23 protein-coding genes are annotated in these 23,305 nt (G+C 44.6%); 17 read left to right on the forward strand and 6 right to left on the reverse strand.

Features of this window, described 5'->3' with window-relative positions; all coding sequences use genetic code 11:
• The first annotated feature begins 15 nt into the window (after window positions 1-15).
• The 4 genes from ribD to ACPD8L_RS05020 are packed head-to-tail and all read left to right on the forward strand — an operon-like array spanning window position 16 to window position 3,135.
• Entirely contained in the window at window positions 16-1,068 is a 1,053-nt protein-coding gene (gene ribD / locus ACPD8L_RS05005) for a bifunctional diaminohydroxyphosphoribosylaminopyrimidine deaminase/5-amino-6-(5-phosphoribosylamino)uracil reductase RibD (protein ID WP_423942319.1), read from the forward strand.
• The gene (locus ACPD8L_RS05010; protein ID WP_423942321.1) at window positions 1,061-1,663 is read left to right on the forward strand and encodes an HAD family hydrolase; all 603 of its coding nucleotides are present in this window, start codon (window positions 1,061-1,063) and stop codon (window positions 1,661-1,663) included. Before ribD ends, ACPD8L_RS05010 begins: the two co-directional genes overlap by 8 nt.
• The gene (locus tag ACPD8L_RS05015) at window positions 1,664-2,527 is read left to right on the forward strand and encodes an EamA family transporter (RefSeq protein ID WP_423942323.1); all 864 of its coding nucleotides are present in this window, start codon (window positions 1,664-1,666) and stop codon (window positions 2,525-2,527) included.
• Entirely contained in the window at window positions 2,527-3,135 is a 609-nt protein-coding gene (locus tag ACPD8L_RS05020; protein WP_423942325.1) for an IMPACT family protein, read from the forward strand. The genes ACPD8L_RS05015 and ACPD8L_RS05020 overlap by 1 nt, the downstream gene beginning before the upstream one ends.
• A gap of 226 nt (window positions 3,136-3,361) precedes the next feature.
• Here ACPD8L_RS05020 and ACPD8L_RS05025 read toward each other — a convergent pair whose 3' ends face one another.
• Window positions 3,362-3,760, reverse strand: coding sequence for an acyl-CoA thioesterase (locus ACPD8L_RS05025; RefSeq protein WP_423942327.1), 399 nt, complete (start codon window positions 3,758-3,760; stop codon window positions 3,362-3,364).
• Window positions 3,761-3,963: 203 nt separating this feature from the next.
• Between ACPD8L_RS05025 and dnaA the strand changes: the two genes are divergently transcribed.
• The 3 genes from dnaA to ACPD8L_RS05040 are packed head-to-tail and all read left to right on the forward strand — an operon-like array spanning window position 3,964 to window position 6,590.
• Window positions 3,964-5,388 (forward strand): chromosomal replication initiator protein DnaA, encoded by a 1,425-nt coding sequence (gene dnaA / locus ACPD8L_RS05030; RefSeq protein WP_116217912.1) that lies wholly within the window; start codon window positions 3,964-3,966, stop codon window positions 5,386-5,388.
• A 13-nt stretch (window positions 5,389-5,401) separates the two neighbouring features.
• On the forward strand, window positions 5,402-5,854 hold the full coding sequence (locus ACPD8L_RS05035; protein WP_423942328.1) for a low molecular weight protein-tyrosine-phosphatase: 453 nt from the start codon (window positions 5,402-5,404) through the stop codon (window positions 5,852-5,854).
• A gap of 4 nt (window positions 5,855-5,858) precedes the next feature.
• Window positions 5,859-6,590 (forward strand): SAM-dependent methyltransferase, encoded by a 732-nt coding sequence (locus tag ACPD8L_RS05040; RefSeq protein ID WP_116217914.1) that lies wholly within the window; start codon window positions 5,859-5,861, stop codon window positions 6,588-6,590.
• 55 nt (window positions 6,591-6,645) lie between these two features.
• Here the strand turns inward: ACPD8L_RS05040 and ACPD8L_RS05045 are convergent, their stop codons facing one another.
• The 4 genes from ACPD8L_RS05045 to dapF all read right to left on the reverse strand — a co-directional run bounded on the left by ACPD8L_RS05045 (window position 6,646) and on the right by dapF (window position 9,786).
• Window positions 6,646-7,254: a hypothetical protein gene (locus ACPD8L_RS05045; protein ID WP_423942330.1), complete on the reverse strand. Its 609-nt coding sequence runs from the start codon at window positions 7,252-7,254 to the stop codon at window positions 6,646-6,648.
• 195 nt (window positions 7,255-7,449) lie between these two features.
• Window positions 7,450-8,493 carry an endolytic transglycosylase MltG gene (gene mltG, locus ACPD8L_RS05050; RefSeq protein ID WP_423942332.1) on the reverse strand — a complete coding sequence of 348 codons (1,044 nt, stop codon included), beginning with the start codon at window positions 8,491-8,493 and terminating at the stop codon, window positions 7,450-7,452.
• A complete protein-coding gene (locus ACPD8L_RS05055; RefSeq protein WP_293301071.1) occupies window positions 8,483-9,016 on the reverse strand; it encodes a GNAT family N-acetyltransferase in 534 nt (177 codons plus the stop codon). The genes mltG and ACPD8L_RS05055 overlap by 11 nt, the downstream gene beginning before the upstream one ends.
• Window positions 9,010-9,786: a diaminopimelate epimerase gene (dapF, locus tag ACPD8L_RS05060; RefSeq protein WP_423942334.1), complete on the reverse strand. Its 777-nt coding sequence runs from the start codon at window positions 9,784-9,786 to the stop codon at window positions 9,010-9,012. Before dapF ends, ACPD8L_RS05055 begins: the two co-directional genes overlap by 7 nt.
• A 133-nt stretch (window positions 9,787-9,919) precedes the next feature.
• Between dapF and ACPD8L_RS05065 the strand changes: the two genes are divergently transcribed.
• The 10 genes from ACPD8L_RS05065 to ACPD8L_RS05110 all read left to right on the forward strand — a co-directional run bounded on the left by ACPD8L_RS05065 (window position 9,920) and on the right by ACPD8L_RS05110 (window position 21,936).
• Window positions 9,920-11,311 (forward strand): trypsin-like peptidase domain-containing protein, encoded by a 1,392-nt coding sequence (locus tag ACPD8L_RS05065; protein ID WP_293301075.1) that lies wholly within the window; start codon window positions 9,920-9,922, stop codon window positions 11,309-11,311.
• Between the two features lie 132 nt (window positions 11,312-11,443).
• Window positions 11,444-12,892 (forward strand): glyceraldehyde-3-phosphate dehydrogenase, encoded by a 1,449-nt coding sequence (locus tag ACPD8L_RS05070; protein WP_423942336.1) that lies wholly within the window; start codon window positions 11,444-11,446, stop codon window positions 12,890-12,892.
• A 117-nt stretch (window positions 12,893-13,009) separates the two neighbouring features.
• A complete protein-coding gene (locus ACPD8L_RS05075; RefSeq protein ID WP_293301078.1) occupies window positions 13,010-13,615 on the forward strand; it encodes a tRNA (guanine-N1)-methyltransferase in 606 nt (201 codons plus the stop codon).
• A gap of 59 nt (window positions 13,616-13,674) precedes the next feature.
• Entirely contained in the window at window positions 13,675-14,118 is a 444-nt protein-coding gene (locus ACPD8L_RS05080; protein ID WP_423942338.1) for a GNAT family N-acetyltransferase, read from the forward strand.
• A 35-nt stretch (window positions 14,119-14,153) separates the two neighbouring features.
• Window positions 14,154-14,828 carry a tRNA (guanosine(37)-N1)-methyltransferase TrmD gene (gene trmD, locus ACPD8L_RS05085; RefSeq protein WP_293301082.1) on the forward strand — a complete coding sequence of 225 codons (675 nt, stop codon included), beginning with the start codon at window positions 14,154-14,156 and terminating at the stop codon, window positions 14,826-14,828.
• Window positions 14,829-14,834: 6 nt separating this feature from the next.
• Window positions 14,835-15,170 carry a hypothetical protein gene (locus ACPD8L_RS05090; RefSeq protein WP_423942340.1) on the forward strand — a complete coding sequence of 112 codons (336 nt, stop codon included), beginning with the start codon at window positions 14,835-14,837 and terminating at the stop codon, window positions 15,168-15,170.
• Window positions 15,171-15,283: 113 nt separating this feature from the next.
• Window positions 15,284-15,634: a 50S ribosomal protein L19 gene (rplS, locus tag ACPD8L_RS05095; RefSeq protein ID WP_116217924.1), complete on the forward strand. Its 351-nt coding sequence runs from the start codon at window positions 15,284-15,286 to the stop codon at window positions 15,632-15,634.
• 622 nt (window positions 15,635-16,256) lie between these two features.
• Window positions 16,257-18,479: an NADP-dependent isocitrate dehydrogenase gene (locus tag ACPD8L_RS05100; RefSeq protein ID WP_423942342.1), complete on the forward strand. Its 2,223-nt coding sequence runs from the start codon at window positions 16,257-16,259 to the stop codon at window positions 18,477-18,479.
• A gap of 150 nt (window positions 18,480-18,629) precedes the next feature.
• The gene (locus tag ACPD8L_RS05105) at window positions 18,630-21,038 is read left to right on the forward strand and encodes a TonB-dependent receptor (protein ID WP_116217926.1); all 2,409 of its coding nucleotides are present in this window, start codon (window positions 18,630-18,632) and stop codon (window positions 21,036-21,038) included.
• A 4-nt stretch (window positions 21,039-21,042) separates the two neighbouring features.
• Window positions 21,043-21,936, forward strand: coding sequence for a DUF4249 family protein (locus ACPD8L_RS05110; RefSeq protein WP_423942343.1), 894 nt, complete (start codon window positions 21,043-21,045; stop codon window positions 21,934-21,936).
• Window positions 21,937-21,945: 9 nt separating this feature from the next.
• On the opposite strand, the gene ACPD8L_RS05115 is transcribed toward ACPD8L_RS05110, so the two are convergent.
• Complete coding sequence (locus tag ACPD8L_RS05115; protein WP_423942345.1) at window positions 21,946-23,265, reverse strand: GntP family permease; 1,320 nt, start codon at window positions 23,263-23,265, stop codon at window positions 21,946-21,948.
• Window positions 23,266-23,305: the final 40 nt, after the last annotated feature.

Raw genomic sequence — 23,305 nt, forward strand, 5'->3', positions numbered from 1 at the left:
TTCTATTTTTGTTGGGTGAAGATACACCAAAAATACATCCTCCGGTGCATAGAACTGGGCGAAAAGGGGCTGGGCACCACTGCTCCGAATCCTATGGTGGGTTGTGTTATTGTGCATGAAGGAAAGATTATTGGTGAGGGATATACCAGTCCTTATGGTGGCCCCCATGCCGAGGTGAACGCCATTCATTCCGTAAAGGATAAAAGCCTGCTTCCCAAAGCTACATTGTATGTTCTCTTGGAGCCCTGCTCCCATTATGGAAAAACCCCTCCATGCGCCGACCTGATTATTCAACATCACATTCCAGAAGTGGTCATCGGAATCAAAGATCCCCACGACAAGGTTGCCGGAAAAGGCATCCAAAAGTTGGAAGCGGCGGGTTGCAAGGTCACTGTTGGGATTTTGGAAAAAGAATGTCGCGAGCACCTTAAGCGATTTTTGACCTTTCAAGAGAAAAAGCGCCCCTACATTATATTGAAGTGGGCAGAGACCATAGATGGTTTTATCGCACCGGACCCAAATCTTAGGACAGCCACTCCTGAACCCTTTTGGATCACCAATCCCTACTCCAAACAACTGGTGCACCAGTGGCGGAGTCAGGAACAGGCCATTTTGGTAGGCACCAATACCGTTTTGGAGGACAACCCAAAACTGACCACCCGTGATTGGAGTGGAAAAAACCCGGTGAGGGTGGTTTTGGACAGGGATTTGAGAATTGATTCGACTTTTCATGTCATGGACCAAACCGTAAAGACCATTGTTTTGACCCAAGTCGATGACGTCACCCGCTATTGCGAAGGTATTGTTTATGAGATCATCGATTTTTCGAAGGCCATTGCCGCACAAATTTGCCATGTGCTGTATCAACATTCCATAACCAGTATCATTATTGAAGGTGGTTCACGTACCCTTCAAACCTTTATCAATGAAAATCTATGGGACGAGGCACGGGTCTTTACTGGAACATCGGTTTTTGGCAGTGGGGCCTCCGCACCGAAACTTCACGACAAACCCATAAGAGAACAACTCATTTTATCCGACACTTTAGCCATCTTTACACATGATTAAAAACATAATACTTGATTTTGGGGATATATTCATCAACCTGGACAAACCTGCCACAGCAAGGGAAATGATCAAATTTGGTTTTTCGGGCGTTACCCCGGAATTGAGCCTCTTATTTTTAGCCTACGAAAAAGGAGCCTTGGATTCCCAGAAATTCCTTGAACAAGTCTCAGGGTATTTCCCCGAAGCTAGGGAACATGACCTGGTCCAGGCATGGAATGCCATTTTAAAGGATTTTCCCGATGAGCGACTTACCTTTCTGGAACAACTGGCCGAAGAAAACCAACACCGCCTTTTCCTATTGAGCAATACGAATGACCTACATATTGAATATATAAAGCAGCAAATGGGAATGGAAAAGTTCAATCGGTTCAAGGATGCCTTTGAGGTGTTCTACCTATCGTATGAAATGGGAATGAGCAAACCTGATGCGGAGATATTTGAATTCGTATTGGAGCAAAACGACTTAACCCCATCCGAAACCTTGTTTGTGGACGACACCAAAGAGAACACGGATGCTGCGGCCGAGCTCGGTATCCAAACCTGGAACCTTTTGGTGGGCCAAGAAGACATCACCCAACTTAAGCACTACCTATAAATGATTGACCTGGCCCTAAGCATTCTGAGTTCCACCCTAATTTTTGTGGTCTTTAAATTATTTGATGTATACAAGGTCCAGACACTTTATGCCATCATCACCAATTATGTAGTGGCCTGCATCGTTGGACTTCTCCTTTACGAAGGACGTGTAGAACCATCTAAAATTATCGAAGCTTCTTGGTTTATAGGACCGGTACTCTTGGGAGTCCTTTTTATCACAGTTTTCAACTTGATGGCCAAAACCGCCCAGGTTGCAGGGGTATCCGTGGCTTCCGTGGCCACTAAAATGTCGTTGGTCATTCCCGTACTGTTCGGGGTACTCTTTTATCAAGAGCATTTGTCCTCATGGCAGATCATTGGAATTCTGCTAGCCCTCGTAGCCGTTTATATGGCTTCGCTAAAAGAGCAGCATATCACCATCCATAAAAGAGACCTGATATTGCCCGCTTTGGTTTTCTTGGGTTCAGGGGTTATCGATACGAGTATTAAATATTTTGAGGAACAGCATCTGACCTCCCAAGAAATTCCTCTCTTCTCTTCCATGGTGTTCGGTTGTGCCGCCTTGACCGGGTTGGTCTTTATTGGAGTGAAATCCGTTAAAAATCCACTACGGGTCAACCTGAAGAATATTTTGGGCGGGATAGCGCTGGGGGTACCCAATTACTTTTCCATCTTCTTTTTGATTCGCGCCCTGCGCTCAGAAATGTTGGAAAGTTCCGCTCTGTTCACGCTGAACAATGTGGCCATCGTCATGTTTTCCACCCTTATGGGGATTCTGATGTTCAAGGAAAAGCTTAGCTTGAAAAACTGGGGCGGAGTAGTTTTGGCCGTATTCAGCATAATCCTTGTAGCTTTGTTTTAATGGAAGATGATCGCTACAAAACCATAGCAAGGCCTTCATCCGAGGTTCTCTTCAAAGACCGGAAAAGCAAATTCTTTGCACAAGCCTTCCCTATCCAATCCGAGGATGAGGTAAAACCCATTGTTGAGGAGCTTCGCAAAAAACACCATACCGCCAACCATGTATGCTATGCATGGCAATTGGGCGAGAAGGAACACACCTATCGCGCCAATGATGATGGCGAACCCAATAATTCTGCCGGAATGCCCATCTATGGACAGATACAGTCCTTTGATGTAACCAATGTACTGGTTACCGTGACCCGAATTTTTGGAGGGACCAAGTTAGGCGTCGGGGGTTTGATCCAAGCCTACCGTGCTGCTGCGCAAATGGCCCTTGAAGATTCCAAAATCATTGAGAAGACCCTGACCACAAAATTCCAATTGCGGTTTGGCTACCCTGAAATGGATAAGGTCATGCGGGGCATCAAGCAGCGTGGTTTGGATATGGTTTCCCAAAAAATGGAGATGGACTGTGAACTCATTATTTCAGTACGGGAAAGTGAAGCGGAACAAACGCAACAGTTTTTTGAAGAGATGCAGCATGTACGTATCAAGAAAATGGGGTGAGGAACCACAGTTTGGTCACGTGCAAACTCAAGTGCAAGTTCAAGCTCAAGCCCAAATGCAAGTGCAAGTTCAAGCTCAAGTGCAAGCTCAAGTTCAAGCTCAAGCTCAAGTGCAAGTTCAAGTTCTGACTCAAGTTCAGGTTAATCTGCGGTGCTTTTTTACAGAGGCTACAAGAAAATGGACTTAACCTATACCTATATAAGGTGACTTTGCTTTAATGGAAATATCATCTTTCCAGTTTTTCCAAAATGTATTCGGGACATTTAATAGGTCGATTGGTTTTCTTGTCCATAAACGCCAAAACGGTATGGGCCGTGGCCAAAAGTTCCTTGGCTTCGTTGTAGATCTTATAATCGAACTCTATTTTTACCAAAGGTTTTTTGGTCAAGGAAGTCTCCACGGTAATCAAATCGTCATAAAGCGCAGATTTTTTATAGTCAATCTGCAAAGAAATTACGGGTAACATGACCTCATTCTCCTCCATGCTTCGGTAGGTGATTCCAAGCGCCCTTAACCATTCCACCCGACCCATTTCCAAGTATTGTGCATAATTACCATGGTAAACTACCCCCATTTGGTCGGTTTCTCCATAACGAACCCGAAAAGAATGCGAATTTAACCTCATATTTTAACTGAAAAATTATATATTAGAGACTTGGTTAACATTTGGGTAACATGCGAAAAAAAAACAAAATATTCAATGAGCGATTCATTTTTTTTTTAAAAGAATTGTTCACATATTTGTCGCATCCATTGGGCATCTAAATACCCCTAGATGTTACATCTAAAAGTGTTATTGCTAACCAACAAAAAACGAGGAAAAACTTCATGAGTGTTACTGCTAATTCCGTATGGAACAACTGTTTGGCTTTTATCGAAGATAATATCCAACCGCAGGCATTCAAAACGTGGTTTGAGCCGATCAAGCCCATCAAGCTGACCGATAAGGCACTGAGCATTCAAGTTCCCAGCAAGTTTTTTTACGAGTGGCTGGAAGAGCATTATGTAAAGCTTTTAAAGGTAGCCTTGACGCGTGAACTGGGCAGCAATGCAAAACTGATTTACATTATTAAAATGGAAAACAAGTACGGGAACAAAGAACCGTTCACCGAACAGATTCCAAGTTCCAACCGTACTGCTGTAGCACCCCAGGAATTGGACGTGCCCATTACCTCCAAAAGTCCCGAGTTGAAAAACCCGTTCGTTATTCCCGGGATACGGAACATAAAAATAGAATCCCAACTAAACCCCAATTACAATTTTGAGAATTTCCTGGAAGGTGATTCCAACCGATTGGCTCGATCGGCCGGGATGGCCGTGGCCAACAAACCGGGTGGAACTTCTTTCAACCCTCTTTTGGTTTTTGGCGGTGTTGGTTTGGGAAAAACCCACTTGGCACACGCTATTGGGGTGGAAATAAAGGACAAGTATCCTGAAAAAACGGTACTCTATATCTCTGCGGAGAAGTTCACCCAGCAATATATCGAATCCGTAAAAAAGAACACCCGAAACGATTTCATCCATTTTTACCAGTTGATCGACGTACTCATTATAGATGATGTACAGTTCCTATCCGGTAAATCTGGTACCCAAGATGTGTTCTTCCACATATTCAACCATTTGCACCAGAACGGAAAGCAGGTCATCCTGACTTCGGACAAGGCTCCGGTTGATATGCAGGACATAGAACAACGATTGCTGTCCCGTTTCAAATGGGGACTTTCCGCCGAATTGCAGAGTCCGGATTACGAAACCCGTATTTCCATTTTAAAGAACAAGCTGTACCGTGATGGTGTTGAGATGCCCGATGATATCATTGATCATGTGGCCAAGAACATCAAGACCAACATTCGCGAGCTGGAAGGCGCCATTATCTCACTGATTGCACAATCCTCTTTCAATAAGCGCGAAGTAACCTTGGAACTGGCCCAGCAAGTTGTGGAAAAGTTCGTGAAGAACACCAAACGTGAGGTTTCCATAGACTACATCCAAAAAGTGGTTTCTGACTATTTTGAAATGGATGTGGCCACCCTTCAATCCAAAACCAGAAAACGTCACATTGTCCAAGCCAGACAATTGGCCATGTTCTTTGCCAAAAAGTTCACCAAGGCCTCTTTGGCCAGTATCGGTTCACAAATTGGAAAACGAGATCACGCCACCGTATTGCACGCTTGCAAAACCGTGGACAACCTCGCGGAAACCGACAAGCAGTTCCGAAAGTATATCGAAGACTTGAACAAAAAGTTCTCTTAACCTCCAATACATAATGAAAACCAAGGTGTTGATGGTCTGCTTGGGCAACATTTGCAGATCACCGTTGGCCGAAGGCATTTTAAGATCCAAAGTGGATTCGGGCAAAGTATTTGTGGATTCCGCCGGAACGGCCGGTTACCATGTGGGAAATCCCCCGGACCAAAGGTCCATTGATGTGGCCCAAAAGCATGGGCTTGACATCCGAACCCAAAAATGCAGGCGATTCTCCGAGATGGATTTTATGGAGTTTGACTGGATTTATGTCATGGACCGAAGCAATCTGGCCAATGTGATAGATCTGGCCAAGAGCTCGGAAGAAATGAGCAAGGTAAAATTACTCTTGGACGAGGTCAATCTAGGCATCAAGGAAGTACCCGACCCTTACTATGGAGGTGTGGATGGCTTTGAAGATGTATATCAAATGATCGATATGGCTTGTGAGGCAATTGCAAAAAAACTAAATTAAACCTATGGAAGAAGAGGTTAAACCGGGTTTGGTCATGGGCAAGGTGTATTTGATCCCCACAACACTTGGGGACAATGCCCCGCTTGAAGTGCTGCCCATTTCCATTAAGCGCACCATTGAAAACATAGACCACTATATTGTTGAGAATGAGAAAACAGCTCGGCATTTTATCAAAAAAGTGAGCCCAAGCAAATCCCAACCCGACTTACATATAGAATCCCTGAACAAGTATACTGACCCTTCCGTGATCCCTTCTTATCTAGATCCCTGCATCCATGGTTTTAACATTGGCCTTTTATCCGAAGCAGGGTGCCCAGGGATTGCAGATCCTGGCGCCGATGTGGTCAAGGTGGCCCATGAACGAAGAATCCAAGTAGTACCCCTGGTAGGCCCCTCCTCCATTTTAATGGCCATGATGTCCAGCGGAATGAACGGGCAAAATTTTGCTTTTAACGGCTATCTGCCCATTGATAACAAGGAACGTAAAGCCATGATAAAAAGCCTGGAACGCCTCTCAAGGGACAAAGGCCAATCCCAGATTTTTATGGAAACCCCATACCGAAACAATAAGTTGGTCCAGGAATTGGTGAGGACCCTGCAAAAAAGCACCCGTTTGTGCATTGCCTGCGATATTACGCTTCCTACGGAGTTCATCCAGACCAAAAGTGCCCACGAGTGGAGTGAAATCAACATAGATCTGGACAAACGTCCCACCATCTATATCATTCAGGCATAAAAAAACCCAGAACAATTATATTTCTGGGCTTTTCCATTCTTTATTTCTTGCCGAATCAAATCTTTGGATTCTTCTTCTGAGGTATAATCGAAACATCATATCCCGAGAACTTTTTAATGTAGTACGAAATGCTACTCCCAAAGGCATCGGCCACATCATTTTGACCATATGACCGAAGGTACTTCTTCACATTCCCGGCCCCAGCCAAATGGGCAGCGGCCAAAATACCGGATTCCGTTACCACGGCTCCTCCTATGCGTTTCCCCTTGAACCGTTTGATGTCCCTGCGCAATATCCATTTGTTCCGTGAAATATTGGTGTCAAAGGCTTTTTCTTGGAGCATGGGGTCATCCAAAAAGCTTTCAATGTCATAAACGCCCATCAAGCTCAAGGTACTTCCCCCAAACTGATATTTACCCAAATAGCCCAATGTATTTACAACGTGATATTTCCCTTGGGATTCCTTGAAAGCCAGCGCTTCCTTAAATCCAAAATATGCTTTCCCAAGGAAGGGAGGTGTCACTTCATCAACCTCATTTACAGCAACTGAATCCTGAGGTGCAAAAAGTCCCATGTTTTCCTCTACCTTCAGAAAATCAGGAACTTCCATGTTCCTTTTCTTCGTAAGGGTATAAGAACCAAAGCTTGTCAAAACTACAATCATGGCAAGATGTAGTATAAAACCTATCCATCTTTTCATAATGCTCATATTAGTGATCTCAATACATATACGTATTGAAATTAATTTTGGCCGGCAAAGATAGGGGGAGTGTTCTTGTTGATTGGTGTAAAGCTCCTAAGATTTTCTTAAAAGAGGCCTAAATTACGTTAAATAGCTGAAAATTAACGATGAATAACGTTATCTGAGTACTTTTTGCTCATTGAGCCATCGGGTATATTGCACTTTATTCCGGTTATGTTGCGCCAAAGTTTTGGCAAACATATGGTACCCAAAGTTGGATACATCGGCCACAAAATAGAGATATTCGTGCTTTTCCGGATTGAGAACCGCCTCTATGGAAGAGATATCGGGCATGGTTATGGGACCTGGTGGAACCCCGGCATATTTATAGGTATTGTATGGGGAATCCATCTCCAGATCGCGATACAGCACCCTTTTGATTATGGTGTCATAATTCCCCGTTTCCTTTTTAATGGCAAAAATGACCGTGGGATCGGCCTGCAACAGGATTCCTTTTCGGATTCGGTTGAGATATACCCCTGCTACCCTACGGCGTTCATCCACTTTGGCCGTTTCTTTTTGTACCACGGCTGCCAAGGCAATTACTTGTTCCGGGGTTAGGTTTTGTGCTTTGGCCTTCTGTAAACGTTCTTCATTCCAAAATGCACGATACTCCTTGAGCATTCTATCGCGGAAGCCTTCTGCCTTGGTGTTCCAGAAAAATTCGTAGGTATTGGGAAGGTACATCCCCAACTTGCTGTCTTCATCAAAATTGGTTTCGCGAAGGAAATCCGAATCATTGAATGCCTGTACGAGCGACACACTATCCGCTTCCAACTGTTCCGATATACGACCGGCCAAAGACTCCAAGGACTCTTGATTGTTGAAGGATACCCGAACCGGAATATTGGCACTCCGCAACGTATTGATGATCTCGTTGTTGTTCATCCCCTTTTTTAAGGCGTACTTTCCTGCCTTTATATTGGTCACATAGCCTTTTCGTTTGGCTACAGCTTCAAAAGTGGACAAATCTTTCAATAAGGGTTCCAAGCTGGACTTTACATCTGTGAAGGTGGCATCCGAGGCAATATAGACAAAAGCCTCATTGTTATTGAACTGTGTATTTGGACTAAAAATGGCATTATAGATTTGGTAAGCGACAAATCCACATACCAAAAGCCCAAGCAAGGCCACTGTCCAAAGTATTTTTTTAAGGTACATTCGTTCTTATCTTTTGAAACATTATCTCATTCTTGAACCCTGAACTGGTCCTGATCCATTCCTTTTTTACCCCTATCCTTTCAAATCCCAACTTTTCAAACAAATGGATGCTATTGGTGTTTTCCTCCAGAATATTGGCATACAACTGATGAAGGTCCAAAACGGAGAAGGCATAATCGCATAGCAAATTGAGTGCTTCCGCTCCCACTCCTTTATTTCGATTTTCAGGATTGGCAATCACAATGCCTATTCCCGCTCTTCGGTTCTTCGGGTCAAAATCGAACACGTCAATGAGGCCAATGCACTGGTCGTTCGTATTACAGATGCACAATCGCAATTGCTTTACCTCATAAATATCCCTGTGGGCATTCTCCAAGTATAGACGAAGTACTTTTTTGGAATATGGTCGTAAGGTCCCACTGATCTCCCAAATGGAAGTATCGTTTTCCAACTGATATAGAAAATCCAGGTCCGTGGGCTCCAAGGCCCTCAGGTATATATGTTCTCCTTTTAAGGTCAACATACTATTACACCTTTATATACTTGCACGGCCGGTCCTTGTAAAAAGACGTTCGTATAGGTATCATCCTGTTGTTCAAAACTTATGGTAAGGTTACCTCCTGGCGTTTTCACCTTTACAACTTTGGATGCGGTCTTCCCGGATTGGTGCATGGCAATGGCCACGGCCGTTACCCCTGTTCCACAAGAGAGCGTTTCGTTTTCAACGCCTCTCTCGTAGGTTCTCACCTGAAAGGCATCATCCGATGATTGCTCCACAAAATTGATGTTGCTCCCAGATTTTCCATAGATTCCGTATCGGAGCTTGGCCCCTTCCTTGGGTACATTGAAATGCTCCAAATCTTCCACCAGCTGTACATGGTGTGGGGAGCCTGTATCCAAAAAACTGTAATTGGGCTTTTCGCGAACCTCGGCCACATCCACCATCTTCAATTTTACCATATCCCCATCAATGGTGGCATGGTGCAGGCCATCCACCGCATTGAAGGTGGTCTCATTACCGATCACTCCAAGAAAATGGGCAAAGGCCACCAAACATCTTCCTCCATTACCACACATACTGCCCTCGGCCCCATCGGCATTAAAATACACCATCTTAAAGTCCGTATCGGGGTCATTTTCCAGAAGAATCAATCCATCCGCTCCTATCCCAAACCGCCGATTGCACAAATGCGCCACCAGCTGGGTGTCGTTTTTGGGAAATAGTTCCTGGCGATTGTCAATGATCACAAAATCGTTCCCGGTCCCTTGATATTTAAAAAACTGTAGTTCCATAATTCGCTACAAAGGAACAAATATAGGGCATTCTTTAAGAGTTTTTTTGTAGTTAAAAACGAGTTAAACCCATAAAACCAAAAAATCAATTCTTTTAATTTTGTTAGAGCTAAATGTTAAATTAGTATTGATTATGAAGAGAATAGCTAGTTTATTTCTGGTATCCCTATTCGCAGGGGCAATCACCCTGGGAGCTTACAAATTATTTTTTGAAAAAGACCATTACCAATGGGCCGCTTCGCAAGAAGAGATTCCTTTGTTGAGCACAAGCAATCTGCCTACCTCGCCGAGGGGCGCTGGCATCAATGAGGTGGACTTTACCTTGGCCGCGGAAAAAACCGTGAACTCCGTGGTGCACGTGAAAAACTTGACCTTGAGCAAAGGCCCGAGCAGTCTATCCGATTTCTTTTATGGTTTTGAACGCCAACAAACCCCGCAGATCGGGTCTGGTTCAGGTGTGATCATCTCTCCCGATGGCTACATTGTCACCAACAACCATGTAATCGCCAATGCCAGCCAATTGCAGGTGAACCTGAACAATAATAAAACCTATGATGCGGAAGTGATCGGTTCCGATGCCGATTCCGACATTGCTCTATTAAAAATAAATGCCGAAGAACCTCTGCCCTACTTGGCCTTTGGAGATTCGGACAATGCAAAAATCGGGGAATGGGTACTGGCTGTCGGCAACCCTTTTAACCTTACTTCTACCGTAACAGCTGGAATTGTAAGTGCCAAGGCAAGGTCTTTGGGCAGAAACCAATCCTTTATCCAGACCGATGCGGCTGTAAATCCCGGCAACAGTGGTGGCGCCTTGGTCAATACCAACGGTGACCTTATTGGAATCAATACCGCCATTACCTCGCAAACAGGTTCGTATGTGGGTTATGCCTTTGCCGTACCCAGTAATATTGCCAAAAAAGTGGTGGAGGATATCATGGAGTTTGGCAACGTACAAAAAGGATTGCTGGGTATCCAAGGAGGCGACCTCACCTCTTCCCTGGCCGAGGAAAAAGGCCTTAGTGGTTCAGATGGGGTTTATGTTTCCAAAGTGACCGAGGAGTCCGGCGCTGCCGAGGCTGGGCTTCAAGAAGGGGACATTATCAGACAAGTGGACAACATAGCCGTCCATAAATTTTCGGAATTGTCCGGATATCTATCTTCCAAAAGACCCGGTGATGTAGTTGAAGTAGTTGTAGATCGCGATGGAAAGAGTGTTTCCAAAAGAGTCACGCTCAAAAAACAGTCCAGCATTATCCTTCCCATGACCGGTTTTACGGTTAAAAACCTTTCCAAGGAAGACCAAAAGAAATTCGGAATCTCCAAAGGGGTGAAAATTATAGATGTTCCCGAAGCTTACGGAAGGTATGGTCTGCAAAACAAGATCATCACAGAAGTAGATGGCAATGAAGTCAACAATATTGATGACGCCAAACGGCATTTCGGTGAAATTTCAAGGTATGGCCGGACCAGTTTCACCATGATCAACGAAAAAGGTGAGAAAGAACATATGATCCTGCAATAAGCGCATGGAAAACAAAATAGGTAAGCACCTCAATAGAGGTGCTTTTTTTATATCGAATTCTTTTACGAAAACGTTTGAAATATCTAATTTTGCCAACATCTATCTAACTAAAACAATCGTTTCCAAGAGCTTATGAGCGACATCAAATCCTACGAAAAAGAGCTTGCCTTCCAAGCCGACAGAAGAAAGGCGACCACGGAATTCATAAAGATCATCAGTGACCTGTGGTACGACAAGGCCATTGAGGTGGTACTCTTCAAAAATCAAATTATTGACAAGAACGTGAGCGACATCATCAACCTGCACGAATATGCAGGGGAGTTTGTCCAAAAGCCCATCTCCATTTTTGATTCGGTCGAAATTTTACGTGCCATTAACGACATCAGTCTTCCACCAGCCAAATTGGATATTGGCAAACTTACCTACGAGTACCATTCCGACGACAACACCCATCTCAATGTAAAGGCATTTGTCCTGGACAAACTCAAGGATGCCCAATTTTCCAAAGAAATCAAACCCAAGGATGTAGTGTTGTACGGGTTTGGAAGAATAGGCAGATTGGTGGCGCGGGAACTTATGGCCAAAACCGGAAGAGGAAGTCAATTGCGGCTCAGGGCCGTTGTGGTCCGTGACCAATTAACGGAAGAAGTCCTGGAAAAAAGGGCTGCCCTGCTTCGCACCGATTCGGTCCATGGGCAATTTATGGGTACGGTGGACGTGGATGTCAAAAACCAAGCCCTTATCATCAATGGCACCACAGTAAAGTTCATCAGTGCGGCAAGACCGGAAGACATTGACTACACCAAATATGGCATCATCGGTGCCTTGATCATAGACAATACCGGAGCTTTTAGGGACAAGGAGGCATTGTCCCGACATCTGGAGTCCAAAGGAGCCAGTCGGGTATTGCTCACTGCCCCCGGAAAAGAGGTGCCCAATATTGTCCATGGGGTAAACCATAAGGAGTTTGACCCGGACAAGATCAAAATTTACTCCGCCGCATCCTGCACCACCAATGCCATAACACCTATATTAAAGGTCATCGAGGACTCCTTGGGCATTAAAAAGGGGCATTTGGAAACCATTCATGCCTATACCAATGACCAAAATTTGGTGGACAACATGCACAACAAATATCGCCGGGGACGTGCTGCCGCACTGAACATGGTCATAACGGAGACGGGTGCTGGGGCCGCAGTGGCCAAGGCATTGCCTTCCTTAAAGGGAAAATTGACTTCCAATGCCATTCGGGTTCCAGTTCCCAATGGATCGCTGGTGGTACTGAACTTGGAAGTAAAGAACAAGACCACCGTGGAAGGCATCAACACCATCCTAAAAAAATATGCATTGGAGGGCGATTTGGTGGAACAGATAAAATATTCCCTGAGCCATGAGTTGGTATCTTCGGATATCGTAGGAACCTCAGCACCATCCATTTATGACAGCAAGGCCACCTTGGTGTCCGGGGATGGAAAGAGCGTGGTGCTCTATATCTGGTATGATAACGAATACGGATATTCGCGCCAAGTCATTCGGTTGGCAAAATACATCGCCAAGGTTAGGCGTTATACGTATTATTAGTAGTGTAATGCGAAAGCGTTTCGGCCAGCGTCTAAAGGTTTTTCTTTTGATTTCTGGTTTATTGATGTAATTTCGCCCTACCCTTAATCTAAATTTAATACGAGAATACTATTGACCATGAAGCATTTAAGAGTTTTATTGCCCCTCGCCCTACTTGTAACTTTCTTTTCATCCCATGCCCAAGAAGACGATTCCACTTCCGAGGAAAACAATACCCTTGTTGGACAATTTGAGGAACTGGAACGTAAATCGGGCAACTACCGGGCCAATGGGATAAGATACGAGGTCATTAAATTGTCCGATCTGTATGAAGTAAAGAACAATATCTTTGATTCCATCAATACGGCGAACAAGAGCATCAAGGACCTTTCCGCAACCATTACCGGTAACGAGGCACAGATAGAGGACCTTAATACAAAACTGCAGGACACCACCAATAAGTTGAACACGGTCACAGAGGAAAAGGACAGTATATCCTTTTTTGGCGCTTTGATCAGTAAAGGGACCTATAATTTTATCTTGTGGGCCATCATTTTTGCCCTTTTGCTGTTTTTGCTCTTCTTTATCTACCGATTCAGAAACAGTAACTTCCTGACGCATCAGGCCAAATCTGCCCTTGCCGATCTGGAAAAAGAATATGAGGACCACAGAAGACGCGCCCTGGAACGGGAGCAGAAAATAAGCCGTCAATTACAGGATGAATTGAACAAGCAGAAAAAATAAAGAAAAGGCTTCCTGAAGGAAGCCTTTCACCTATCCAATAAAAGCCGAGAACCAACCCCATGACCGTAAAAAAGGCAACCCAATCCGATTTGGAGCATATCGCCCCCCTTTTTGATGCCTATAGGGTTTTTTACGGACAACCCTCGGACCTTGAAGCAGCCCGTTCTTTTTTAAAAGAACGATTTATTAATAAAGATAATGTTGTTTTTTTGGCTTTTGAGGATGAAAGGCCCATAGGGTTCACACAACTCTACAAAACCTTCTCATCGGTTTCCATGCAACCCCTCTATATCCTGAACGATCTTTTTGTGCTGCCCAAACATCGAAAAAATGGTGCTGGAGAGGCCTTGTTGGAACAAGCAAAAGTGCACTGCCAAGAGGTGGGCTTTAAAGGTTTGGCTTTGGAGACCGCTGCGGACAATCCGGCCCAAAAACTATACGAACGCTTAGATTGGCAAAAGGATACCGCATTCTTTCATTACTTTTGGAAGAATCCCAAATAGCACAACTACCAAACACTATTATTTGTTATACATCCATGAGAATTGACATCATCACCGTACTGCCCGAACTCCTTGAAAGTCCTTTTGAGGCCTCCATATTAAAAAGGGCCCAAGAAAAAGGTCTTGTGGAGGTACATTTACACAATTTGCGGGAGTACACCACCGGCAATTACCGCCAGGTGGACGACTATCAATTTGGTGGAGGTGCCGGAATGGTTTTGATGATTGAACCCATAGATAAATGCATCACCCAACTTAAAGGTGAGAGGGAATACGATGAAATCATTTACATGACCCCCGACGGCCACACCTTGAACCAACGTATGGCCAATGAAATCTCCCTTAAGAAAAACCTGATCATCCTATGCGGGCATTACAAAGGAGTAGATCAACGGGTAAGGGATATGTTCGTGACCCGGGAAATCTCCGTGGGCGATTATGTATTGTCCGGAGGGGAACTGGGCGCCGCCATTTTATGTGATGCCGTAATACGATTGCTGCCCGGGGTCCTGAACGATGAGACCTCGGCCCTAACCGATACGTTCCAGGACAATCTACTGGCCCCTCCTGTATATACGAGACCTGCCGAATACAAAGGAAGGAAGGTTCCTGAAATCCTGCTGAGTGGGGATTTTCCAAAAATTGAAAAGTGGCGGGAAGAACAAGCTTTTGAACGTACAACGAAACGAAGACCCGATCTATTAAAATAAACTCATATGGACAACACCGACTCCATCTACTTTGCCGCAAGCGGTCTACTGAATGGTATCATACAATTGGTTGTGATAGTGGCCTGCATCATTTTAGTGGCCAAACAAAAGAGCAGTGCAACCATTTTAATGTTGGTTGGACAAATTCTGGCCCTACTGTTTTCCATGGGCAGATACGTATGGAACTTTGTTGCCGCCCGGGACGGAGTGGATTCCCTGTTAATGGCCAATAAGATCATGGCGCTTTTAGGCCCTCTCCCCTATGCCATTTTTGCCATTGGATTGATTTTGTATGCCACAAACCAGGTAAAAAAGAAGCATCTGGAACAAGAAAGCGCTTAAAGTTCAAAAAACAGCTTGCCAATTCTAAATATTGCATTACTTTTGCAATCTCAAAATCAACCTCTGACGAAGTACGTGAAAGTTGATCTTGCTAAACACTTAAAAAAAACATCATGGAATCCCTAGTAAAATTTGTTGAAGACGAATTTGTTCCAAAAAAAGATTTTCCAAAATTCTCTTCCGGAGATACCATCACGGTATACTACGAAATCAAGGAAGGTGAAAAAACACGTACCCAGTTCTTTAAAGGAGTTGTGATCCAGAGAAGGGGAAGCGGTGCCACAGAAACCTTTACCATCAGAAAAATGTCCGGTACTGTAGGTGTGGAAAGAATTTTCCCCATCAACATGCCAGCACTTCAACGTGTTGAAGTAAACAAAAGAGGTAAAGTACGTAGGTCAAGAATCTTCTATTTTAGAGGACTTACCGGTAAAAAAGCCCGTATCAAAGAGATTAGGGGATAACAAAACCCCGACACCAAATAAAAAGCACCTTTTCAAGGTGCTTTTTTTATGAACAATTGTTAATAACATCGGTTCATACATTGTTGATTTTTAATCGGTTACAAAATTTGGATATCTGAGACTTAATCCTATCTTAGCAGAAGAAATAATGAAAATGATACCATCAAATTCTTATTTCGGTTTTAAAGTTGACGTTCTTTAAAAGCTGATGTTTCCCTTTAAAATTGGTAACACTACTGATCACAAAAGGAATTTCAAGTCAAGGTAAGGCTCAGGCTGCTTGGGGAGAAATAATAAATTTTATGTGCGGGTGGAAGAGCAATTTTCCATCTTGATAAGATTTAGGAAACAACCGGTACCACTTTGCAAGACGTTGTTTAGTTGAAGAATTAAGGACAGAAAGCAAGGTAAACGTTAAAAGGGCAACAGATGCAGTCTTCGGATTTGCAGTTTTGTAGCAACACAAAACAAGTCTTTTAGTCCTTTTCAGAAAGCCATATCAATGTTCATACATCGATATGGCTTTTGTTTTTTCACATTCCCTCTCATTTTTGTGCCTATTTCCTTTATTCCGCACCATTCATAAGTCGTATATTTGCACCGCTCAAACAAATACATTTAAATGGCCAAAATTTATTATACCAAAACCGACGAGGCACCAGCCTTAGCAACTTTATCTTTCTTACCCATTGTAAAAGCCTATACCGAGACCGCCAATATTTCCATTGAAACTAAGGACATTTCCTTGGCAGGCAGGATTATTGCTGCTTTTCCAGAGTTTCTGGATAAGGAACAGCAAATCTCGGATGACTTGGCCATTCTGGGAGATTTGGCCAAAACACCGGAGGCCAATATCATTAAACTACCCAACATCAGCGCTTCCATTCCTCAGCTAAAAGAAGCTATCGAGGAATTACAAAGCAAAGGCTACAAGCTTCCGAGTTATCCCGATGAGCCTAAAAATGATGCGGAAAAGGACATCAAGTCCCGATATGACAAAATCAAGGGAAGCGCCGTAAATCCGGTATTGCGTGAAGGTAACTCCGACCGAAGAGCTCCAAAAGCCGTGAAAAATTACGCCAAGAAAAACCCACATTCCATGGGAGAATGGTCACCCAACTCCAATACCCATGTAGCTTCCATGACACATGGCGACTTTAAGGCCAATGAAAAGTCATTGACCATGGATCATGCAGGTGATGTTCGTATTGAGTTGCAGGACAACACAGGGAGCACCAGTGTATTGAAGGACAAAATCGCCTTGCAGCAAAGCGAGGTCATTGATGCCACCGTAATGAGCAAAAAGGCATTGGTTGAATTTCTTACCAAGGAAATTGCCGATGCGCGAAAAAACAACATCCTACTTTCACTACACTTCAAAGCGACCATGATGAAGGTCTCCGACCCTATCATCTTTGGCCATGCCCTTGAGGTATATTTTGCCGATTTGTTTGAAAAGTACGGTGACACATTCGAGAAATTGGGCATCAATCCCAATGATGGTCTGGAAACCCTTTTGAACAAATTGTCCGGTCTTCCTGATGACCAACACAAAGAAATTAAGCAAGCTATTGCAGCCAGTATTGAAAACGGCCCTGATTTGGCCATGGTAAATTCCGATAAGGGAATCACCAACCTCCATGTCCCCAGTGATGTAATCATCGATGCGTCCATGCCTGCCATGATCAGAAACTCTGGTAAAATGTGGGACAAGGACGGAAAGCCCCAAGACACCAAGGCCGTTGTTCCAGACAGCAGCTATTCCGGGGTGTACCAAGCCACCATCGATTTTTGTAAAGAGCACGGTGCTTTTGATCCCACTACCATGGGAACAGTGCCCAATGTGGGACTTATGGCCCAAAAAGCCGAGGAATATGGCTCACACGACAAAACGTTTGAGATTCCTGCTGACGGCACCGTAAAAGTGGTTGATGCAGCAACCGGAAAAACCTTGATCGAGCACAAAGTTGAAGCAGGCGATATCTGGAGAATGTGCCAAGTGAAGGATGCACCCGTACAGGATTGGGTGAAATTGGCCGTGACCCGAGCTAGGGCTACGGACACCCCCGCAGTTTTCTGGTTGGATGAAGACAGGGCGCATGATGCCGAGCTTATCAAAAAAGTCAATCTATATCTTAAAGACCACAATACCCAAGGTTTGGATATCCGAATCCTATCACCTCTTGAAGCCACCAAATTTACATTGGAACGCATCAAGGATGGTAAGGATACCATTTCCGTGACCGGAAACGTGCTACGGGATTACCTTACCGACCTCTTCCCTATTTTAGAGGTGGGTACCAGTGCCAAAATGCTTTCCATTGTTCCTTTGATGAACGGTGGTGGACTATTTGAGACCGGTGCCGGAGGTTCTGCCCCAAAACACGTTGAACAATTTTTGGAGGAAGGTCACTTGAGGTGGGACTCTTTGGGTGAATTTTTGGCCCTTGGTGTTTCCTTGGAGCACTACGGTGAGAAAAACAACAATGACAAAGCCAAGGTATTGGCCGATGCATTGGACAAAGCCACTGAAAAGTTCCTTGACAATGATAAATCCCCTTCGCGAAAGGTAAACGAATTGGATACCCGTGGAAGCCACTTCTATTTGGCGTTATACTGGGCCGAACAATTGGCCAATCAAAATGAGGATGCAGAACTGAAATCAGCTTTCAGCAAAGTATACGATGCCATGTCTTCCAACGAGGCAAAGATTGCACAGGAATTGATCGATGCGCAAGGTGCGCCAGTGAACATTGGTGGATACTATCTCCCCGATGCCGCATTGGCCTCAAAAGCCATGCGTCCCAGCGATACCTTGAATACAATTCTGGAGACCATCGCCTAGCAACGTATTTGAATTCATCTTTGAAAGGGTGTAGTGCTGATTTAAATCTGGCACTGCACCCTTTTTGATTCATTTTGTTTTTCAGAAGGTTACTTGCTGTTTTTACTTTTCTATTCTCCATAAATGTGTATTTTTAGTCAAACCCATGGAATGTCCAAACGGAACCTCATTTTAATTTTTGCCCTGTTAGTGCAAATTGGTTTTGTACAGGCGCAACAAAAATTCACATTGAGCGGTACCGTTTCGGAAGCCAACAGCAATGAAACCCTGATAGGAGTCACCATTGCCGTCCCGGCCCTTAAAACAGGGGTCACTACCAATGAATATGGTTTTTACTCCCTTACCCTTCCCCAAGGGGAATATGAAATTATACTAAGCTACCTAGGCTTCCAGGACATTCAGGAAACCATTCGCCTTGATAGGAACATCAAGAAAGATTTCAGCCTTCTGGAAACTGCGGAAGAATTGGAAGAAGTTGTGGTCACCGACGATGCAGAACGATTGGACATTCGAAAACCCCAAATGAGTGTGACCACCTTGGCTGCCAAAACCATCAAAAAAATTCCGGTGGTCTTGGGAGAGGCCGATGTGGTGAAATCACTCCTGCTACTGCCCGGGGTGACCAACGCCGGTGAAGCCTCCTCTGGTTTTAACGTTAGAGGTGGTGCTGCCGACCAAAATCTTATTCTTTTGGATGAGGCCACGGTGTTCAATTCCTCCCATTTGTTCGGTTTCTTTTCGGTCTTCAATCCAGATGCCATCAAAGATGTAAAACTCTTCAAAGGAGGTATTCCCGCCCGGTATGGTGGAAGAGTGTCCTCTGTACTGGAGATTTTTCAAAAAGAAGGGAACAGCAAGGATTTCAAAGTCAACGGAGGCATAGGTGCCGTGGCCAGTAGATTGCTGCTTGAAGGGCCCATCACAAAAGACCGTACTGCCTTTTTAGTGGGCGGAAGGGCTTCCTATGCGCATCTTTTCCTTCCCCTGTTCGATGTGGACAACAAAGCCTATTTCTACGACCTGAACACGAAAATCAACCACAAGATCAATGACCGGAACAGTATTTTTCTATCCGGGTACTTTGGAAGGGACCTTTTTAGTCTTAGCGAAAACTTTGTGAACACCTATGGCAATGCTGTGGGGAATTTTAGATGGAACCATTTGTTTTCGGACAAACTGTTTTCCAACCTATCACTTATCTATTCCGATTATTTCTACGGCTTGGAGCTTGATTTTGTGGGATTTGAATGGGATTCCGGCATTCAAAACTTTAACCTCAAATACGACCTGAAACATTACGTTGACGATAAACTCCAACTCAATTATGGCATGCACAATACCTATTACGTGTTCAATCCGGGAAGAATACGTCCCAATAGCCCTGATTCTGGTATTGTTGAGGAGCAACTAACAAAAAAGTACGCCAATGAGAATGCCATTTATTTGGATGTTGAACACAAGATATCGGACAACCTCAGTATGAACTACGGACTAAGGGCCAGTCAGTTCAACAGATTGGGGCAAGATGAGTTCTATGTGTATGAAAATGACAACCCCGTGTTGTTCGATCCATTCACCTTGATCTATCGGGAAGCTGAGCCCATAGACACCATCAACCCCGGAAGAGGCGGAACCCTTAAAAAGTTCTTCAATCTGGAACCCCGTGTGTCGGCGTCCTACAATTTCAATGGAAAAAGCTCCGTAAAGGCCAGTTATACCCGATTGGCACAGTATTTACACTTATTGTCCAACACCAGTTCCCCTACCCCTTTGGACGTCTGGACCCCCAGCGGCCCGTTTGTAGAACCCCAATTGCTGGATCAATATGCCGTTGGGTATTTTAGGGATATTCAAGAGGGTACTTTTTCTTTTGAAACAGAGGCATTTTACAAAGAAATACAAAATAGAATCGACTATATCGATGGGGCCAACCTCATTGCCAATAAGGCTATTGAGCGCATCATCTTGAACGGTGAGGCCCGTGCTTACGGTCTTGAGTTCCTTATCCGCAAGAATGAAGGACGACTTACCGGTTGGTTGGCCTACACTTGGTCCAAATCAGAACAACGGACACCGCCTAGAGATCTCACGGCTTTTGGAATAGACACGGGGCGCTCCGACCTGGAAACGGGCATTAATCTGGGACAATGGTATAGCACTCCCTATGACAAAAGACACGACCTTGCGCTCTATGGCAGCTACGAGTTGAGCAAAGCTTGGAGTTTTAATGCCAACTTCATATTCCAGACCGGACAGCCCACCAATTACCCTATAGGACAATTTGAATTTGAGGGCTTGGCAGTTCCCTATTATGGCCTGCGAAACAAAGAACGGTTACCGGACTATCACAGAATGGATGTATCAGCCATCTTGACCCCAAAACGGAATGACCGGAAAAAAGTACAATCCGAATGGGTATTCAGCATCTACAACGTGTACAACCGGAAAAATGCAGCCTCCATCAACTTTAGGGAGAATGAGGACACTGGAAGAAATGAGGCTGTACGCACGGCAATTTTTGGGATTATCCCGTCCATAACCTATAACTTTAAATTCTAGTGTTATGAAAAAAGAAATCTTCTACATATTGATTTTGCTGGCACTGGTTTCCTGTGAGGATGTGGTTGACGTAGATCTGCCCGAAACCGAGCCCAGGCTTATTGTAAATGGCCTGTTACGAGTGGACAAAAGTCAGGAGTTTGTTGATGTGCGCATAGAAATGCGCGAAACCACCAACTTTTTTGAGGAGAACACCATAACCCAAGTGGAAAGTGCGGTCATTGGCTACGGTGTACCCAACCAATTTGGGGAACTCACCCAATTGGCCTTTTCCTCTTTGACCGAAGAGGCACCAAATACAGGTGTTTATGTGCCGGACCCCAACTTCTCATCGGACCAACGCATACGCACCTCGGAAGTGGAACTGGGGGTGGTATTTATTTTACAAATACAACACAAGGACAAAAGCTACTATGCCAGAACGGAGTATGCCCCTACGGTCCCCATAGACAATTTGGAACAGGGGGAAAACACACTTTTTAATGAAGAAGACACTGAAATCATCGTAACATTCACCGATAATCCCGACCATACCAATTTTTACATTTTTGATTTTGACTTTGGTAATTTTCAAGCATTGGATGACCGATTTATTATGGGACAACAATTTGATTTCTCCTATTTCTATGATGAAAACCTAAACCCGGGACAAACTATTACCGTAAGTATCTTGGGAGCTGATCGAGATTTTTATAACTACATGGATCTCTTGGTGGAGCAAACACAGGCCGATGGCGGGGTGTTCCAAACCCCCGTGGCCACGGTCCGGGGTAACGTATTTGACGTTACCGGACTGGACAATATCGACATTTTTGACAATGTGGAGCGCCCAGATGAATATGCCTTGGGTTACTTTGCCGTGGTCCAGGAGTTTTCACGGTCTCTTGTTATAGAATGATAGCATTTCTCACTGCAAAAAGTACAACATTAGCACCATCAAAATACCCACTACACCCTGAAATAGGGTCCCCAAAGTATGCCCCCGCAAGGCAGTTTTAACGGTAATGTTGGAAAATTGGGAAACCACCCAAAAATAACTGTCATTGATATGGGAAACGGTCATGGCTCCTGCCCCAACAGCCAGTACGGCCAACGATTTATCCATGGCGGAAACCAATCCAAAACTTTCCAGCAAGGGTGCAATAATCGCCGAAGTGGTAATGATGGCCACTGTGGACGACCCTTGGGCCGTTTTCAACACCGCAGCAATCACAAAAGCAATCAACAGGCCTCCTATTCCCGAGCTGGATTCCAAATTGATTAGGGACGCAATATCCATAGTGCGCAGAATGGCTCCAAAAGCCCCTCCGGCCCCGGTAATCAATACAATGGCCCCAGCTTGTTTGAAGGCTTCCGGGACCCAGCCCTCCTTCTCTTTGGTAGGCACTTTACGCCCGAGGGACAGCGCCAAAAATACTCCCACCAACAAGGCCATGATGGGATTTCCCAAAAAGTCGAGGAGATGAAAGACCGCTCCTTCCCCCAAGGGATGAGTAGGATAGTTGACAATGGATTTCATGGCAATTAGGAGTATGGGCGCCAAGAGTGGCATAAATGCCTGAATAGGTTTTATGGAGGTCTGGAATTCCTCTTTTTCCGAAACGTCATCACTATTTTTTTCCTCCTTCAAGGATTTGCCGATAATTCTGGCCCAAAAGTAACCGGTAAGTGAAACGGGAATGGACACCGCAAGCCCCAAGAGCAGCACCAGGCCCAAATCGGCCTCCAATAAAGCTGCCGCCGCCAAAGGTCCCGGGGTTGGGGGTACAAAAACATGGGCCGCATACAATCCCGTGGCCAAGGATATGGCAAATACCATCACCGGAATCCCTGTCCTTCTGCTGATGGCCTTGTTGAGTGAGGAAAGGATGATAAAGCCCGAATCGCAAAATACGGGTATAGAAATCACATACCCGGCCAGATTGATGGCCAAGGGCGAACGCTTAAGGCCGATTATCTTCAAAATACTATTGGCAAGAACCTGGGTACTTCCGGTTTTTTCCAAATAAATGCCAATCACTGTCCCAAATGCTATCACCAGTCCAATCCCCGAAAGGGTCTTGCCAAACCCTTCTCCTATGGTTTTCATAATATCCGCAGGGGAAAGTCCCAAAAGAAACCCCGAGGCCACCGCCGCTATGGTCAGGGAAAAAATGGGGTGCATCTTAAATTTCACCGTTGCCACAATGATAAAGAGCACCACCAAGGCCAAAACCAATAGTTCCATGTTCAATTTTTATGCGATATCCATTAAATATAAGCTAATA

Origin of the sequence: Flagellimonas algicida, from assembly GCF_049629585.1 — a bacterium.
Lineage (GTDB): Bacteria > Bacteroidota > Bacteroidia > Flavobacteriales > Flavobacteriaceae > Flagellimonas.

Excerpts from the sequence above, each read along its gene's own strand:
- ACPD8L_RS05010 (WP_423942321.1), top strand. The coding sequence starts at position 1,061 with ATGATTAAAAACATAATACTTGATTTTGGGGATATATTCATCAACCTG.
- ACPD8L_RS05015 (WP_423942323.1), top strand. The coding sequence starts at position 1,664 with ATGATTGACCTGGCCCTAAGCATTCTGAGTTCCACCCTAATTTTTGTG.
- ACPD8L_RS05020 (WP_423942325.1), top strand. The coding sequence starts at position 2,527 with ATGGAAGATGATCGCTACAAAACCATAGCAAGGCCTTCATCCGAGGTT.
- ACPD8L_RS05025 (WP_423942327.1), bottom strand. The coding sequence starts at position 3,760 with ATGAGGTTAAATTCGCATTCTTTTCGGGTTCGTTATGGAGAAACCGAC.
- dnaA (WP_116217912.1), top strand. The coding sequence starts at position 3,964 with ATGAGTGTTACTGCTAATTCCGTATGGAACAACTGTTTGGCTTTTATC.
- ACPD8L_RS05035 (WP_423942328.1), top strand. The coding sequence starts at position 5,402 with ATGAAAACCAAGGTGTTGATGGTCTGCTTGGGCAACATTTGCAGATCA.
- ACPD8L_RS05040 (WP_116217914.1), top strand. The coding sequence starts at position 5,859 with ATGGAAGAAGAGGTTAAACCGGGTTTGGTCATGGGCAAGGTGTATTTG.
- ACPD8L_RS05045 (WP_423942330.1), bottom strand. The coding sequence starts at position 7,254 with ATGATTGTAGTTTTGACAAGCTTTGGTTCTTATACCCTTACGAAGAAA.
- mltG (WP_423942332.1), bottom strand. The coding sequence starts at position 8,493 with ATGTACCTTAAAAAAATACTTTGGACAGTGGCCTTGCTTGGGCTTTTG.
- ACPD8L_RS05055 (WP_293301071.1), bottom strand. The coding sequence starts at position 9,016 with ATGTTGACCTTAAAAGGAGAACATATATACCTGAGGGCCTTGGAGCCC.
- dapF (WP_423942334.1), bottom strand. The coding sequence starts at position 9,786 with ATGGAACTACAGTTTTTTAAATATCAAGGGACCGGGAACGATTTTGTG.
- ACPD8L_RS05065 (WP_293301075.1), top strand. The coding sequence starts at position 9,920 with ATGAAGAGAATAGCTAGTTTATTTCTGGTATCCCTATTCGCAGGGGCA.
- ACPD8L_RS05070 (WP_423942336.1), top strand. The coding sequence starts at position 11,444 with ATGAGCGACATCAAATCCTACGAAAAAGAGCTTGCCTTCCAAGCCGAC.
- ACPD8L_RS05075 (WP_293301078.1), top strand. The coding sequence starts at position 13,010 with ATGAAGCATTTAAGAGTTTTATTGCCCCTCGCCCTACTTGTAACTTTC.
- ACPD8L_RS05080 (WP_423942338.1), top strand. The coding sequence starts at position 13,675 with ATGACCGTAAAAAAGGCAACCCAATCCGATTTGGAGCATATCGCCCCC.
- trmD (WP_293301082.1), top strand. The coding sequence starts at position 14,154 with ATGAGAATTGACATCATCACCGTACTGCCCGAACTCCTTGAAAGTCCT.
- ACPD8L_RS05090 (WP_423942340.1), top strand. The coding sequence starts at position 14,835 with ATGGACAACACCGACTCCATCTACTTTGCCGCAAGCGGTCTACTGAAT.
- rplS (WP_116217924.1), top strand. The coding sequence starts at position 15,284 with ATGGAATCCCTAGTAAAATTTGTTGAAGACGAATTTGTTCCAAAAAAA.
- ACPD8L_RS05100 (WP_423942342.1), top strand. The coding sequence starts at position 16,257 with ATGGCCAAAATTTATTATACCAAAACCGACGAGGCACCAGCCTTAGCA.
- ACPD8L_RS05105 (WP_116217926.1), top strand. The coding sequence starts at position 18,630 with ATGTCCAAACGGAACCTCATTTTAATTTTTGCCCTGTTAGTGCAAATT.
- ACPD8L_RS05110 (WP_423942343.1), top strand. The coding sequence starts at position 21,043 with ATGAAAAAAGAAATCTTCTACATATTGATTTTGCTGGCACTGGTTTCC.
- ACPD8L_RS05115 (WP_423942345.1), bottom strand. The coding sequence starts at position 23,265 with ATGGAACTATTGGTTTTGGCCTTGGTGGTGCTCTTTATCATTGTGGCA.